The sequence below is a fragment of the Streptomyces sp. NPDC111520 genome, from assembly GCF_055635295.1.
On the sequence record NZ_JBVKBW010000008.1, the window covers coordinates 1 to 14301 of the forward strand.

The 14301-nt window shown below is 73.5% G+C and carries 16 protein-coding genes and 1 pseudogene; 5 read left to right on the plus strand and 12 right to left on the minus strand.

Annotation, left to right across the window (positions count from 1 at the left end; translation table 11 throughout):
- From ACZ7MY_RS19935 to ACZ7MY_RS19945, 3 genes and pseudogenes are all read right to left on the minus strand, one after another.
- Nucleotides 1-102 (minus strand): annotated as a pseudogene (locus ACZ7MY_RS19935) (electron transfer flavoprotein subunit beta); the annotation flags it as partial.
- A 201-nt stretch (nt 103-303) separates the two neighbouring features.
- Entirely contained in the window at nt 304-894 is a 591-nt protein-coding gene (locus ACZ7MY_RS19940; RefSeq protein ID WP_499603297.1) for a flavin reductase family protein, read from the minus strand.
- Nucleotides 895-1108: 214 nt separating this feature from the next.
- Nucleotides 1109-1522 carry a thioredoxin family protein gene (locus tag ACZ7MY_RS19945; protein WP_499603298.1) on the minus strand — a complete coding sequence of 138 codons (414 nt, stop codon included), beginning with the start codon at nt 1520-1522 and terminating at the stop codon, nt 1109-1111.
- A gap of 86 nt (nt 1523-1608) precedes the next feature.
- Here ACZ7MY_RS19945 and ACZ7MY_RS19950 point away from each other — a divergent pair, with 86 nt between their 5' ends.
- The gene (locus ACZ7MY_RS19950; RefSeq protein ID WP_499603299.1) at nt 1609-2025 is read left to right on the plus strand and encodes a DUF4395 domain-containing protein; all 417 of its coding nucleotides are present in this window, start codon (nt 1609-1611) and stop codon (nt 2023-2025) included.
- A gap of 140 nt (nt 2026-2165) precedes the next feature.
- Entirely contained in the window at nt 2166-2906 is a 741-nt protein-coding gene (locus ACZ7MY_RS19955; protein WP_499603300.1) for a lysophospholipid acyltransferase family protein, read from the plus strand.
- Between the two features lie 79 nt (nt 2907-2985).
- Here ACZ7MY_RS19955 and ACZ7MY_RS19960 read toward each other — a convergent pair whose 3' ends face one another.
- On the minus strand, nt 2986-3612 hold the full coding sequence (locus ACZ7MY_RS19960; protein ID WP_499603301.1) for a transglutaminase-like domain-containing protein: 627 nt from the start codon (nt 3610-3612) through the stop codon (nt 2986-2988).
- A 77-nt stretch (nt 3613-3689) separates the two neighbouring features.
- On the opposite strand from ACZ7MY_RS19960, the gene ACZ7MY_RS19965 reads away from it, so the two are divergent.
- Complete coding sequence (locus ACZ7MY_RS19965) at nt 3690-4715, plus strand: DUF3048 domain-containing protein (RefSeq protein ID WP_499603302.1); 1026 nt, start codon at nt 3690-3692, stop codon at nt 4713-4715.
- 2 nt (nt 4716-4717) lie between these two features.
- On the opposite strand, the gene ACZ7MY_RS19970 is transcribed toward ACZ7MY_RS19965, so the two are convergent.
- Together ACZ7MY_RS19970 and ACZ7MY_RS19975 are read right to left on the minus strand one after the other, a co-directional pair.
- On the minus strand, nt 4718-5110 hold the full coding sequence (locus ACZ7MY_RS19970) for an STAS domain-containing protein (protein WP_499603303.1): 393 nt from the start codon (nt 5108-5110) through the stop codon (nt 4718-4720).
- Between the two features lie 131 nt (nt 5111-5241).
- Nucleotides 5242-6366, minus strand: a complete 1125-nt coding sequence (locus tag ACZ7MY_RS19975) for a M24 family metallopeptidase (protein WP_499603304.1) — start codon at nt 6364-6366, stop codon at nt 5242-5244.
- 71 nt (nt 6367-6437) lie between these two features.
- Here ACZ7MY_RS19975 and ACZ7MY_RS19980 point away from each other — a divergent pair, with 71 nt between their 5' ends.
- Both ACZ7MY_RS19980 and ACZ7MY_RS19985 read left to right on the plus strand, forming a co-directional pair.
- The gene (locus ACZ7MY_RS19980) at nt 6438-7058 is read left to right on the plus strand and encodes a uridine kinase family protein (RefSeq protein WP_499603305.1); all 621 of its coding nucleotides are present in this window, start codon (nt 6438-6440) and stop codon (nt 7056-7058) included.
- Between the two features lie 394 nt (nt 7059-7452).
- Nucleotides 7453-9357 (plus strand): AAA family ATPase, encoded by a 1905-nt coding sequence (locus tag ACZ7MY_RS19985; protein ID WP_499603306.1) that lies wholly within the window; start codon nt 7453-7455, stop codon nt 9355-9357.
- 57 nt (nt 9358-9414) lie between these two features.
- Here ACZ7MY_RS19985 and ACZ7MY_RS19990 read toward each other — a convergent pair whose 3' ends face one another.
- The 6 genes from ACZ7MY_RS19990 to ribH form a co-directional block, all read right to left on the minus strand.
- Nucleotides 9415-10527, minus strand: a complete 1113-nt coding sequence (locus ACZ7MY_RS19990) for a hemolysin family protein (protein WP_499603307.1) — start codon at nt 10525-10527, stop codon at nt 9415-9417.
- Nucleotides 10524-11864 carry a hemolysin family protein gene (locus ACZ7MY_RS19995; RefSeq protein ID WP_499603308.1) on the minus strand — a complete coding sequence of 447 codons (1341 nt, stop codon included), beginning with the start codon at nt 11862-11864 and terminating at the stop codon, nt 10524-10526. Before ACZ7MY_RS19995 ends, ACZ7MY_RS19990 begins: the two co-directional genes overlap by 4 nt.
- Nucleotides 11865-12000: 136 nt before the next feature.
- Entirely contained in the window at nt 12001-12492 is a 492-nt protein-coding gene (locus ACZ7MY_RS20000; RefSeq protein WP_499603876.1) for a PH domain-containing protein, read from the minus strand.
- Nucleotides 12489-13349, minus strand: coding sequence for an ATP phosphoribosyltransferase (gene hisG, locus ACZ7MY_RS20005; protein WP_499603309.1), 861 nt, complete (start codon nt 13347-13349; stop codon nt 12489-12491). The genes ACZ7MY_RS20000 and hisG overlap by 4 nt, the downstream gene beginning before the upstream one ends.
- 83 nt (nt 13350-13432) lie before the next feature.
- Nucleotides 13433-13705, minus strand: a complete 273-nt coding sequence (locus tag ACZ7MY_RS20010; RefSeq protein ID WP_089227814.1) for a phosphoribosyl-ATP diphosphatase — start codon at nt 13703-13705, stop codon at nt 13433-13435.
- Between the two features lie 34 nt (nt 13706-13739).
- Nucleotides 13740-14225 (minus strand): 6,7-dimethyl-8-ribityllumazine synthase, encoded by a 486-nt coding sequence (gene ribH / locus ACZ7MY_RS20015; RefSeq protein WP_499603310.1) that lies wholly within the window; start codon nt 14223-14225, stop codon nt 13740-13742.
- Between the last annotated feature and the right edge of the window lie 76 nt (nt 14226-14301).

A 14301-nucleotide genomic window follows, 5' to 3' on the forward strand; every position in this document is an offset into this window, starting at 1 on the left:
CCCGTCCACCGCATCCCGATCCGTCGTCAGATCCCCCGCGAAATGACGATCCCCCGTGGCATCGGGCACGTACTTCACCGCGACAACGATCCTCAAGCTCACGCTGCTCTCCTACTGCTGCATGGGTACGTCAACTGCCCTTCGGAGGCAGCATAGGCGCCTTCGACGGCGGCTCCCTGCCGGGACGCACGGCACTCCGCCAGAAATATTACTCGCCAGTACAGTCCTCGGTGCGCCCGCGGGCAAGGGCCGCGGGCTGTGACCTTGCCGACGCCTGACCCGCCGAAGGACCCGGTACGGGGCTCAGTGGCGCAGCGCGTTGTAGCGGCCGTGGTGGTAGAGCAGCGGGCGGGCCGCCTCGCCCTCGGGGGCGCCCGCCACGGCCTGGGCGACGACGATGCGGTGGTCACCGGCGGGTATGCGGGCGAGGATCCGGGCGACCAGCCAGGCCTGGACGTCCTCCAGGAGCGGTACTCCATACGGGCCGGGTCCCCACGCGGTGGGCGGCGCGAAGCGGTCGGCGCCGCTGCGGGCGAAGGTGGCGGCCACCTCCTCCTGGTGCTCGCCGAGGATGTGGACGCCCACATGGGTGGCGTCCGCGACGGTGCGCCAGGCCGAGCTCGCGCTGCTGATCCCGAAGGACAGCAGGGGCGGCTCGGCGGAGACCGAGGTGAGGGACGTGGCCGTGAAGCCGGCGGGACGGGTGCCCGCCGCGGTGACGACCGCGACCCCGGCGGCGTGCCGGCGGAACACGGCACGGAAGGCCGCCGGGTCGAAGGTGTCGGTCACGGCGGGCGGCGGGGGCAGCGGGACCGCCGCGGGGGCGGGGATCGAGGTGGGCACGGCGCCGAGGGAGGCGGCGGCCGGCGTACCGAGGCCGGGGAAGGCGGTCATGGAGTTGTCCTTCGTCGCGCTGTCGAACCGGAGGGGTGAGGGATCCCGGGCACTCAACGGTCGTGACAGCGGGCGCTCGCGTGCCGACCGAGGTCGACGTCGAAGCGGGAGCAGAGAAGGAGGTCGTGCGACATGTCGTCAGACTGACGATCGGACCGGCGGCGCGTCAAGGGCGCACCGGCAGGTGGGACCGGGCTCATACGCGGCGCGCGGTTCACACGGCGGCGCCGAGCGCCGCGATGACGTCGGCCTTGCGCGGCGCGCCCGACGCGCGCCGCACCACGGTGCCGCGCGCGTCGAGGACGAGCACGGTCGGCGTCCTGACGACGCCCAGCCGGCGGACGAGGTCGAGGTGGGCCTCGGCGTCGATCTCCACGTGCCGTACGCCGTCGACCATGCCGGCCACCTCGTCGAGGGTGCGCCGGGTGGCCCGGCAGGGCGCGCAGAAGGCGGTGGAGAACTGCAGGAGCGTGGCCCGCTCTCCGAGTTCCGCGCCGATCTCACCCGCCGTCAGCTGCTGCGCCGCGTCCTTGTCCCGCACCCGTACCCTTCCGTCCCTGCGTTTGTGGAGGATGCCGAAGATCCCCGTCGCCACGAGCACGGCGACGCACACCACCAGTCCCGTCACGTCCGTCCTCCCGTCGCTGCAGCGTTCACAGGACCGCCATGATTCCCGGGGGTCCGGACGGGGTCCGGTCCGGAATCATGGCCCCCATGAGTCCTCATGCCATTGATGCCCGCGGACCGCGCTTCGGCGCAAGCCTGACCGCCGTGGTCCTTGCCGCCGTCCTCGTCACCGGCAGCGCCTGGCTGCTGGCCGTCCAGGCGCTGGTGTTCGCGGTCGGCGCCGTCGCGGGTGTGCAGAACTCACCGTACGGCCTGCTGTACCGGGTGGCGGTGCGGCCCCGGCTGGGGCCGCCGGCGGAGACGGAGGACCCGGCGCCGCCGCGGTTCGCGCAGGCGGTGGGACTGGCGTTCGCCGTCGTCGGGCTCGCCGGCTTCGCCGCGGGGTTCGCCTGGCTGGGCCTGGCGGCGACGGCCTGCGCGCTCGCGGCGGCCTTCCTCAACGCGGCGTTCGGCTACTGCCTCGGGTGCGAGGTGTACCTGCTGCTGCGTCGTACGACCGGGTGACGTGACGAGAATCTCGCCGCACGACGGGCACGCGGGATGACACGGCACCCGTTTACCGGGCACGATCAGCCGGCGGCCGGAAACCTACGGCCGCGTAACTTCCGCCGGGGGCCACCCCCTACGAAGAAGGGGCCCCAGCCATGGCCGAACTCGTCTACCCACCCGTCATCGGCTTCGCCCGGACCATGTTCAAGGTGCAGGGACTGCGCTTCGACATCTCCGGCACCGAGAACGTGCCGAGCAAGGGCGGCGCGTTGCTCGTGAGCAACCACATCGGCTACCTGGACTTCGTGTTCGCCGGGCTGGCGGCGCTCCCGGCCAAGCGGCTGGTGCGTTTCATGGCGAAGGAGTCGGTGTTCCGGCACAAGGTGTCCGGTCCGCTGATGCGGGCCATGAAGCACATCCCGGTGGACCGCTCCGAGGGCATGCACGCGTACAAGCACGCCCTGACGGCGCTGCGCGCGGGGGAGATCATCGGGGTGTTCCCCGAGGCGACGATCTCGCAGTCCTTCACGCTCAAGTCCTTCAAGTCCGGTGCCGCGCGCCTGGCGATGGAGGCGGGCGTGCCGCTGCTGCCGGTCGCCCTGTGGGGCACGCAGCGGCTGTGGACCAAGGGCCAGCCGCGGCAGCTGGGCCGCAACGGATTCCCCATCTCCATCCGGGTGGGCGAGCAGATGACGCCGCACGAGAACGAGAAGCCGGGCGCGCTCACCCGGCGCGTGCGACTGCGGATCCAGGAGCTGCTGGAGGACGCGCAGCGGGTGTACACCGGGCGCCCTTCGGGTCCGCACGACCACTGGTGGCTGCCCGCACACCTGGGCGGCAGCGCCCCCACGGCCGAGGACGTCGCCGCCCGGGAGCGTGCCGCGACGGCGGAGTGACCGGGCGCGGGGGCCTCACCGGCCTGTCCGCGACGGCCGCCGCACCGGCCCGAACCTCCGCGGGAGGGCGGCGGGTTCCTCACCGCTCGCCTCGCTCCTCCGGGCCGGGCAGCTCGGTGGGCAGCAGCCGCCACAGGTGCGGCCGGTCGACGGCCTGCCGCAGGGCGGTGAGGACGACGGACGGCGGGGTGGCGTAGAGCCCGGGGTAGTCGCGTTCGCCGAGTGCGGGGCGGGGCACCCAGGCCAGCCGTTCCTCCGCGAGGGAGAACCGCGCGTCGACACCGGGCTTGTTGCCGCGCGGGTCCTGCCGGGCCCAGCGGTCGTGACCGGGCGGCTTGAGGGCGACGAGCCCGTGGACGAGGGGATCTCCGCCGTCGTCGTCGGTGAGTCTCTGGTAGCACAGGCCCGCGGGGATGCCCTCGGCCCGCAGCAGCGCGGTCAGGGCGTGGGCCTTGGCGTGGCAGATGCCGGTGCGCCGTTCCAGGACGTCGGAGGCGCGCCAGGTGACGCGCGGGTCCCCGGAGTCGGCGGAGTGGGGGATGGCGTCGCGGACGAAGTCGTAGGCCGCTTCGGCATAGCCGTACGGATCGGGGGCCTTCGCCCGAAGCCGCGCGGCGGTCGCCCGGACCAGCGGGTGGCCGTGGTCGATCACTTCGTCCGCGGCGAGGAAGGCCGTCTCGTCCGCCGTCTGGGGTACCGGCTCCATGTGGCGGATACTAGGAATACGCACAGCGGTTCGGCAATCGACTTTTCCGTGGGCAGCATACGTATGCAGCAACGGGGGTGGCCGTCGTGGCCCGAGCACCCGGACGTCCCGCGAGAGCGGCGGTCCTGGTCGTGCTGGCCGTGTTCGCCGTGGTCCTGGTCGGCCGGGGCTGTGGCGGCCCCGAGCGGACGCCTGGTGGGCCCTCCTCGGCCCCGACGGGTTCGGCACCCGGCGCCGGTGCGGTCGCCCGCTCGCCCTTCACCGGTCTGACCGGACGCACCGGCGGGCCCGTCCTCGCGGTGAAGATCGACAACGTGGGGCCCGCCCGGCCGCACACCGGGCTGGAGCGGGCCGACCTGGTCTACGTGGAGCAGGTGGAGTCCGGCCTCACCCGGCTGCTCGCCGTCTTCTCCTCGCAACTTCCCGACCGCGTGGGCCCGGTGCGCAGTGCCCGCGAGTCCGACCTGGAACTGCTCCGCCAGTTCGGCCGCCCGGCCCTCGCCTTCTCCGGCGCGCAGTCCCGGCTGCTGCCGGCGGTCGCGGCGGCGCCGGTGCACGACGTCTCCCCGGCCCACGCCCCCGGCGCCTACGTGCGCGACGCCTCGCGCCCCGCCCCGCACAACCTGTACGCCACCCCGCAGCGGCTGCTCGCGGAGGCCCCTGACGCCTCGGCCGCCCGCGACATAGGCTTCCGCTTCGGCGCCGCACCGCCCGGTGGCACCCCCGAGCGCGACCGCACCGTGCGCTTCCCGAACGGCTCGGTGGGCCTGCACTGGTCGGCCGGGGACGGCCGCTGGCTGGTCTCGTTCGACGGCGACCCGGCCACCACGACCGACGGCGGCAGGCTCGGGGCGCCGACGGTCGTGGTCCAGTACGTCACCGTCCGCTCCTCGAGCCTGCACGACCGCTGGGGGAACACCTCCCCGTACAGCGAGACGGTGGGCGACGGGCGCGCGGTGGTGCTGCGCGACGGCAAGGCGTACGACGCCCGGTGGTCACGGCCCGACGAGGCCGGGGGCACGCGCTTCACGACGCCCGACGGGCAGCCGGTGAACTTCGCCCGCGGCCCGGTCTGGGTCGTGCTGGCGCCGCTGCCCCCCTGAACTCACGCTATGGCGCCGTCCGCCGCGGGGGGATCGGGGGCACCCGGCCCGACCAGCGCGGAGGCCAGGTCGTCGTGGACGGTGAAGACCCGGATGGTCCGGGTGAGCCGCAACAGCCGCAGCACACAGGGGCTGCCGCCGACGATGCCGAAGCGGCCGCCGCGGTCGAGGGCCCGCTTGCGCGCCCGGATCAGCACCGACAGGCCGCTGCAGTCGATGAAGCTCACCCCGCGCAGGTCCACCACGACGTCGGGCCGCGGCCCGGCGGTGACCGCGTCCAGCCGCGCGACCGCGTGCACGCCGGCGCACAGGTCGAGCTCCCCCGTCAGTTCCACCACGGTCGTGCCGCCGACCGTCCACTGCCGTACCCCGAAGTCATGCTCGTCGTCGAACATGCCCGGCCCCCCGACTGCCGCTTCCTGCTGGGCCCCTGACGCGCCGTGTGCGCCGCGCGCGGCCGACGCGCCGCGCACACCGTCGCGTGTACGGAATACCCCCCTGCCGTACCGGGAGTCAACACATCGGACTAAACAGACAGGACGACCAGGTCCCGGGAGGTCTGGTTGAGCCGTTCCCCACCCCCGGGCGTGCACACGGCGATGTCCTCGATGCGGGCGCCGAAGCGGTCCGGGAGGTAGATGCCGGGTTCGACGGAGAAGGCCATGCCCGGCTCCAGCGGGCGGGAGCTGCCCGCGACGATGTACGGCTCCTCGTGCGTCTCCAGCCCGATGCCGTGCCCGGTGCGGTGGATGAAGTGCTCGCCGTAGCCCGCCGCGGCGATGATGTCCCGTCCGACCGCGTCGAGTTCCTCGGCGGTGACGCCGGGGCGGACGGCCTCGGTCTGGGCGTGCTGGGCGCGCCGCAGCACCTCGTACATCTCCCGGAACTCCGCGGGTGGTTCACCGACCGCGTAGGTGCGGGTGGAGTCGGAGCAGTAGCCCTCCCGCGTGGTGCCGCCGATGTCGACGACGACCGGGTCGCCGGCCCGGATCACCCGGTCGGAGACCTCGTGGTGGGGGCTGGCGCCGTTCGGGCCCGAGGCGACGATGACGAAGTCGACGGTGGTGTGCCCCGCCTCGAGGACGGCGTCGGCGACGTCCCGGGCGACCTCGCGCTCGGTGCGTCCGGCCCTGAGCCACTCCCCCATGCGCCGGTGCACCCGGTCGATGGCGCCCGCGGCCCGGCGCAGCGCCTCGGTCTCCGCGGGCGACTTGCGCATCCGCAGTTCGCGCAGCACGTCGCCGGCCAGGCTCTGCTCGGCGCCGGGGAGGGCCGTACGGAAGGCGAGCACCTTCTCGGCCCACATGTGGTTGTCCACGGCCACCCGCGCGGTTCCCCGCGGCAGCCGGCCGGCGACCAGGGCGTACGGGTCCTCGGTCTCGCCCCAGCCGACGACGTCGACGCCGAGCGCGCCCAGCGGCGACGCCTCGGCGCCGGGCCGCTCCAGGTGGGGCACGACGAGGAAGGGGGCGCCGAGCACCGGCAGCGCCAGGCACACCAGGCGCTCGGTGAGGTGGGCGTGGTAGCCGGTGAGGTAGCGCAGGTCGGGGCCCGGCGAGACGAGCAGCGCGTCGAGTCCCGCGTCGGCGGCGGCCTTGCGGGCGAGTTCGAGTCGCTCCGGGGGGTACAGGGATGCTGCGGAGTCGGTCACGACTCTTACCGTAGACGCCCCTGGCACCCGCCGCAGTCGCTTGCGTCGGCGCAGGTCGTAGGCTGGCCCCGATGGACCACCACACCGCCCCCGGGGCGCTCCGCGCGCTCGCCGCCCGGCTGCGCGCCCTCCCGCCGTCCTGCGGGCGCGTCCGGCTCGTGGCCGTGGACGGCCACGCCGGATCCGGCAAGACGACCTTCGCCGCCGCGCTGTCCGCCGCGCTGGACGGCGCACCCGTCGTCCACCTCGACGACCTGGCCACCCACGAGGAACTGTTCGGGTGGACCGGGCGGCTGCGCGAGCAGGTGCTGGAGCCGCTGCGCCGCGGTGAGACGGCCCGGCCCGCCAGGTACGACTGGGTGGCACGGCGGTTCGCGACGACGCTGGAGGTGCCACCGGCCCCCGTGGTCGTGCTGGAGGGGGTGGGGGTGGGCCGCCGTGAGCTGCGCCCCTGGTTGGCCGCCATGCTCTGGCTGGAGGTGTCGCGGGAGACGGCACGCGAGCGCGGCGAGCGCCGGGACGGCCCCGGGCTGGCCGGCTTCTGGGCCGGCTGGATGCGCGCGCAGGACGCGCACTTCGCCGCCGACCCCTCCAGACCCTTCGCGGACCTCCTGGTCCACCAGCGCCCGGACCGCTACGAACTGAGGGAACAACCCGCCCGGAACCCCCTCGCCGGCACGCTCCGTCACTGACCGTGACCGCTCGCAGCCGGTGCGCTGCGGCCGTCCGGCGACCGCCCGAGCGGTGCCTGAAGGTGGCTTGACCCGGGGGCCGTACAGGACTTACGTTCTGAATGCGCGGTCACCGTCGACCGCGCCCCAGACGCGAAGCCCCCGGTTGTTCCCCCGTGACCGGGGGCTTCGTTCTGCCCGCGACGGGTGATCCGGCCCCGTACGGCAGCGAATTGCTCACCCAACGTCACCGTCCGCGTCGCTCTACGGTCCACCAGGCCTGCGCGGGTACCATGCCAACGGGTACGCCGCTCTGGGAAGGTGGCGCTTGCCTGGCACCAACTCCCGCTTCACGTAACCTGGTTGGAGCGGCGTACAGCGGGCGGCACCGGGGGGAACGGCTGGTGGGGACCTGATGGACTTCGGCACAGAGCATTCTGGCGCCCCCGCCGATCTCGCGTGGCTGCGGGCCGTCGAGGCCTACACCGTGGGCGCGTACCCCCAGGCCGAGGAGGAGTTCCGCGCCGCGGTCCGCCTCGACCCCGGCATGGCGGACGCCTGGCTCGGGCTGCACGCGCTGCGGGCCGACACCTCCACCGCGCTGCTGCAGATGCACCGGCACCGCGACCGCTTCGGCGAGCAGCGCAGCGCGCACCGCCGGTCGATGAACTCCTGGTACTGGCTGGGCTGGTGGGTCCAGCCGGTACTGGAGACCCGCCGCGACCTGCTGCTCGCGCACGCCTCGCACTGGCTCGACGGCCGCCACATCGCGGAGCTGGACCGGGCCCTGGCGGAGTGCCCGCCGATCGACACCGATCCGCACGTCCGCTTCCTGCACGCCTGCCGGGCCTACCTGGTCAAGGACTGGGACCAGTTGGTCCGCCACACCGAACCCCTCCTCGGCGACCAGGTGCTGGGCATCGAGGCCGGGCTGTTCGGCGGCATGGCCCGGGTCCGGCTGGAGCTGTACGGGCAGGCCGAGCCGCTGCTGTCGACGGCGCTGATGCGCTGCCGCAGCGAACAGCCGCAGCGCAAGGAGCTCCGCTACTGGCTGGCCCGCGCGTACGAGGGCACCGGCCGCACCGCCGCGGCGCTCCCCCTGTACCAGGCCGTGCACCGCGTCGACCCGGCGTTCATGGACACCGCCGCCCGGCTCGCCGCGATCGACGAGTCCGACGGCCTGACCGACGGGACGGCCGACCTGGCCCCGGTCACCCTGCAGGGATACGGCCAGACCGGGCCCGAGGCGCTGCCGCCCGACCCCGATCCGCTGGACGCCCGGACGGGGGCGGCCGCCATGCCGGGCGGGCTCGGGGCGGGCTCGATCCTGGACGACCCGCTGGGCGCGGTCGGCCCGATCGACGACGACATCCGGGAGAAGGCGATCCTGCCGGTCTCCCCCGTCCCGCCGCAGGTCCCGGTCGCGGCCCCGGACCCGGTGCTGCTCTCCCAGGCGCTGGCCGAACTCGACCGCATGGTGGGCCTGGAGCCCGTCAAGCGCCAGGTGCGCGCGCTGTCGGCCCAGTTGCGGATGGCGCGGCTGCGGTCGGGACAGGGCCTGCCGGTGCAGCCGCCCAAGCGGCACTTCGTCTTCTCGGGGCCGTCGGGCACCGGCAAGACGACGGTGGCGCGCATCCTCGGCCGGGTGTTCTACGCCCTCGGCCTGCTGGGCGGCGACCATCTGGTCGAGGCCCAACGCGCAGACCTCGTGGGCGAGTTCCTGGGGCAGACGGCCGTCAAGGCCAACGAGCTGATCGACTCCGCGCTCGGCGGGGTGCTCTTCGTCGACGAGGCCTACGCGCTGTCCAACTCCGGCTACAGCAAGGGCGACGCCTACGGCGACGAGGCGCTGCAGGTCCTGCTCAAGCGCGCCGAGGACAACCGGGACCGCCTGGTCGTCATCCTCGCCGGCTACCCCGAGGGCATGGACCGCCTGCTGGCGGCCAACCCCGGCCTCGGCTCGCGCTTCACCACCCGGGTCGACTTCCCCAGCTACCGGCCGCACGAGCTGACCAGCATCGGCGAGGTCCTCGCCGCCGACAACGGGGACCGCTGGGACGACGAGGCCCTGGAGGAGCTGCTCGCCATCAGCGGCCACGTCGTCGAGCAGGGCTGGATCGACGAGCTGGGCAACGGCCGCTTCCTGCGCACCCTGTACGAGAAGAGCTGCGCCTACCGGGACCTGCGGCTGTCCGGCTACGCGGGACATCCCTCCCGGGACGACCTGTCCACGCTGCGGCTGCCCGACCTCATGCAGGCCTACGGCGAGGTGCTGTCGGGCCGCGGCCCCGGGCTGCCGCCGCCCGAACCCCTGGAGTGACGACGCGGGAGGGGCCCGGGCACCCGTGGCCCGGACCCCTCCCGCGTCGGTTCGGTGTCAGCTCGCCATCACACGCGACGGCCGGGCGGCCTCGTCGGTCTCCTCGGCCGCCGGGCCGGCCCCGGTCGGCACGGGCTCCGGGACCTCGCGGTGCGCCGGGTCGCGGACCTCGCCGACCAGCATCTCCAGCACGTCCTCCAGGGCGACCAGCCCCAGCACGCGACCGCCGGGGTCGGCGACCGCCGCCAGGTGGGACGCGGCACGCCGCATCTGGGTGAGCGCGTCGTCCAGGGGCAGCTCGGCGCGCAGGGTGGCCATCGGCCGCCACAGCCGCGCCGGGACGGGCCGGCCGGTGTCCTCCAGGTCGAGGACGTCCTTGACGTGGAGGTAGCCGAGGTAGGCGCCCTCCGGTCCGGCCACCGGGAAGCGCGAGTAGCCGGTGCGCACGGTCAGCTCCTCGACCTCGGCGGGGGTGACGGACGCGTCGACCGTCACCAGTTCCTCCGGGGACAGCAGGACGTCCGTGACCGGGCGGGTGCCGAGCTCGAGGGCGTCCTCCAGGCGCTCCTGGGCGTCGTCGTCGAGGAGTCCGGCCTGCCGGGCGTCCTCGACGAGCACGGTCAGCTCCTCGCTGGTGAAGACCGCGTCGATCTCGTCCTTGGGTTCGACCCGGAACAGCCGCAGCACGAGCTTGGCGCACCAGCCGAGCACCGCGATGACCGGTCGGAACAGACGTGCGAAGCCGACCAGTCCGGGGCTGAGCCACAGCGCGGTCTTCTCGGGCGCGGCCATCGCCAGGTTCTTCGGGACCATCTCGCCGATGACGAGGTGCAGGAAGACCACGACGGCCAGTGCGAGGACGTAGCCGAGCGGGTGGATCAGCCCCTCGGGCAGGTGGACCGCCTCGAAGAGCGGCTCCAGCAGGTGGGCGACGGTCGGCTCGGCGACCGCTCCCAGTGTCAGGGAGCAGACGGTGATGCCGAACTGGGCCGCCGCCATCATCTGCGGCAGGTTCTCCAGCCCGTGCAGGACCGTACGGGCCCGCCGCTGCGTGCCGGCGAGCGGCTCGATCTGGCTGCGCCGTACGGAGACCAGGGCGAACTCGGCGCCGACGAAGAAGCCGTTGCCGAGCACCAGCAGGCCGGCGAAGAACAGCTGCAGGAAGCTCATCGCTCGCCCTCCTGCCCGTCCTCGGGCTCCTCGAACCCGACGCGGACCAGGCGAACCCTTTCGGCACGGTGGTGCGCCACCTCGCGCACCCGCAGCTCCCAGCCGGGCAGCACCGCGGTGTCCCCCGGCTCGGGGATGCGTTCGAGGAGGTCGGCGACGAGGCCGGCCACCGTCTCGTACGGCCCCTCGGGGGCCTCGAGCCCTATGCGCTCCAGCAGGTCCACCCGGCAGCCGCCGTCGGCGTCCCAGGCCGGGCTGCCGTTCTCCGCGGGAACCGCCGCCAGCTCGGGCAGGTCGGCGCTGTCGTGCTCGTCGCGCACCTCGCCCACGAGTTCCTCGACGATGTCCTCCAGGGTGACGACGCCGGCGGTGCCGCCGTACTCGTCGACGACCACGGCGATCGGCTGCTCGCGGCGCAGCTGCTCCAGCAGCGGCTGCACCGGCAGCGTCTCGGGGACGAGCAGCGGGGCGACCGTCACCCGGCCGACCGGCGTGCGGTCGCGCAGGTGGGCCGGGACGGCGAGGGCGTCCTTCAGGCTCGCCATGCCGACGATGTCGTCCAGCCGCTCCCGGTAGACGGGGAAGCGGGACAGCCCGGTGGCCCGGGTCAGGTTGAGGACGTCGGCGGCGGTGGCGGTGTCCTGCAGGGCACTGACGCGCACGCGGGGGGTCATGACGTTCTCCGCGGTGAGGTCGCCGAGGGAGATGGTGCGGACGAAGAGGTCCGCGGTGTCCTGCTCGAGGGCGCCGGCACGGGCGGAGTGGCGGGCCAGGGAGACCAGCTCGGTGGGGGTGCGCGCGGAGGCCAGCTCCTCGGCGGGCTCCACGCCCAGGGCCCGTACCAGACGGTTCGCGGCGGCGTTGAGGGCCTCGATGACCGGGCGGAACACGGCGGAGAAGGCCCGCTGCGGCCCCGCCACGAAGCGGGCCACCTCCAGCGGACGGGACACCGCCCAGTTCTTCGGGACGAGCTCGCCGATGACCATCTGGACGGCCGAGGCGAGGATCATGCCGAGCACGACGGCAACGGCGGGTGCGGCGCCCCGGGGGACGCCCACCGAGGCGAGGGGCCCGGAGAACAGGTCGGCGAGGGCCGGCTCGGCCAGCATGCCGACCACCAGCGAGGTGATCGTGATGCCGAGCTGGGTGCCGGACAACTGGAAGGACAGCTTGCGCAGCGCCTCCACGACGCTGCGGGCCCTGCGGTCACCCTCGGCGGCGGCGCGCTCGGCGGCCGGCCGCTCGACGGTCACCAGGCCGAATTCGGCGGCGACGAAGAAGCCGTTCGCGAGGATGAGCAGGAAGGCTGCCGCGAGCAGCAGCAACGAGGCGCTCATGCCGCCGCTCCCGTATGTCGGCAGGGAGAGGCGGCGCAGGTACTACCGGACGATCCGTCCATCGTGGATTGGGTGTCACTCCTCGGGTCGTTGCGAAGCTTCCAGGGTAATGAAGAAGCGGGCCGTGGCGGCAGGTCTAGTGCGCCGTCGGCATGCCGGTACCGTACGCCTCCGCGAGGGCGCGCAGGGCGCGGGCGTCTCGCAACGCGCGGGCGCGTCCGATCCCGGGCTGGATCCCCATGGCGGGCAGGCTGGTGCCGTCCGCCAGGTCCAGGTGGACCCACGGGTCGCCCGGGCGCAGGTTCACCCGGAGGACCTGCGCCCATTCCAGCCGGCGCCGGGTCGTCAGGTTGACGACGGTCACGCCCTCGCGGTCGGCGGCCACCTTGGGACGGCTGAGCAGCGCCAGCACCCCGGCGACCAGTGTCCCGGTGAGCACGAGCCAGATCCGGTCCGAGGTGTGCCAGGGCCGTGCGCCGTCCGCGGGGAGCAGCACGGCGATCACGACGAAGGCCGTGAGCAGCAGGGTGCCCAGGCCCAGCAGCACCGCGCGGGTGCGGGCGGGCCGGAAGGTGACGGGCAGCCCGGGGAGCTCCGCGGGCACGGTGGACGGGGTGGGCGAGGTCACAGGCGGCACGCGTGGATCCCGGTGGTGAGGATGGCCCTGGCCCCGAGGTCGTACAGCTCGTCCATGATCCGCTGGGCCTCGCGACTCGGGACCATGGCGCGCACGGCGACCCAGCCCTCGTGGTGCAGCGGGGAGACGGTCGGCGACTCGAGGCCGGGGGTGAGCGCGATGGCCCGCTCGACGTGCTCGACGCGGATGTCGTAGTCCATCATCACGTACCGGCGGGCCACCAGGACGCCCTGGAGGCGGCGCAGGAACTGCTGCACCTTCGGCTCGGCGGCCGCGTCCTCGCCGCCGGCGCCGGCCCGGCGGATGACCACGGCCTCGGAGTCGAGGATCGGCTCCCCGATGACCTCCAGGCCGGCGTTGCGCAGCGAGGTGCCCGTCTCGACGACGTCGGCGATGACGTCCGCCACACCGAGGTGGATGGAGGTCTCGACGGCGCCGTCGAGGCGGACCACGGAAGCCTCCACCGCGTTGTCGGCGAGGTGCTTCCTGACGATCTCCGGGTAGGAGGTGGCGACCGTCTTCCCGCCGAACTCCTTCACGTCCGTGACGCCGCCGGGGGTGGTGGCGTAGCGGAAGGTGGACCGGGCGAAGCCGAGCTGCAGGATCTCCTCGGCGTTGGCGCCGGAGTCCAGCAGCAGGTCGCGGCCGGTGATGCCGATGTCGAGACGGCCCGAGCCGACGTAGATGGCGATGTCCCGCGGGCGCAGGTAGAAGAACTCGACGTCGTTCTCGCCGTCGACGAGGACGAGTTCCTTGGAGTCCTTGCGCTGGCGGTAGCCGGCCTCATGCAGCATCGCCGACGCAGGTCCGGACAGTGAACCCTTGTTGGGGACGGCGATGCGCAGCATGGAGGCGTTCCTTCGTGTCTCGGATGCGGGTGGGAGGGGGTTCGGGGCGGCGCGCGGGGTGGGGCCGGACGGAGGTGATCCGCTCAGAGATGAGCGTATACGTCGTCGAGGGCGATGCCCCGGGCGACCATCATCACCTGCAGGTGGTACAGCAGCTGGGAGATCTCCTCCGCGGTGCGGTCGGCGCCCTCGTACTCGGCTGCCATCCACACCTCGGCGGCCTCCTCGACCACCTTCTTGCCGATCGCGTGCACTCCCTTGCCGACCAGTTCGGCGGTGCGGGAGGTGCTGGGGTCGCCGGTGGCGGCCTTGTGCTGGAGCTCGGCAAAGAGCTCCTCGAATGTCTTCTTGGCCATGGTGGTCCCCACCCTACGCGGAAGCGCCCCTACCTCACCGCCACGGCTCGGATACCGAACGCAGGACGGTCGCGGTGGCGATCGCGGCGGTGACGGCCTCGTGCCCCTTGTCCTCGTTCGAGCCGGGCAGTCCGGCGCGGTCCAGGGCCTGTTCCTCGGTGTCGCAGGTGAGGACGCCGAAGCCGATCGGCACGCCGGTGTCGACCGACACCTGGGTCAGGCCCTGGGTCACGCCCTGGCAGACGTACTCGAAGTGCGGTGTGCCGCCGCGGATGACGACGCCGAGGGCGACGACCGCGTCGTAGCCCCGGCTCGCCAGCACCTTGGCGGCGACCGGCAGTTCGAAGCTGCCCGGCACGCGCAGCAGGGTGGGCTCGTCGATGCCCAGGTCGCTCAGCGCGCGCAGCGCGCCGTCGACCAGCCCGCCCATCACCTGCTCGTGCCACTGGGCCGCGATCACGGCCACACGCAGGTCACCGCAGTTCTTCACGGTCAGCTCGGGGGCGCCCTTACCGCTCACGTCGGTCTTCTCCTTGCTCGTTCTCGTACAGGTGGTTCGGTGATTCGGTGGTTCGGTCTGTCGTGCGTGGTGCCGC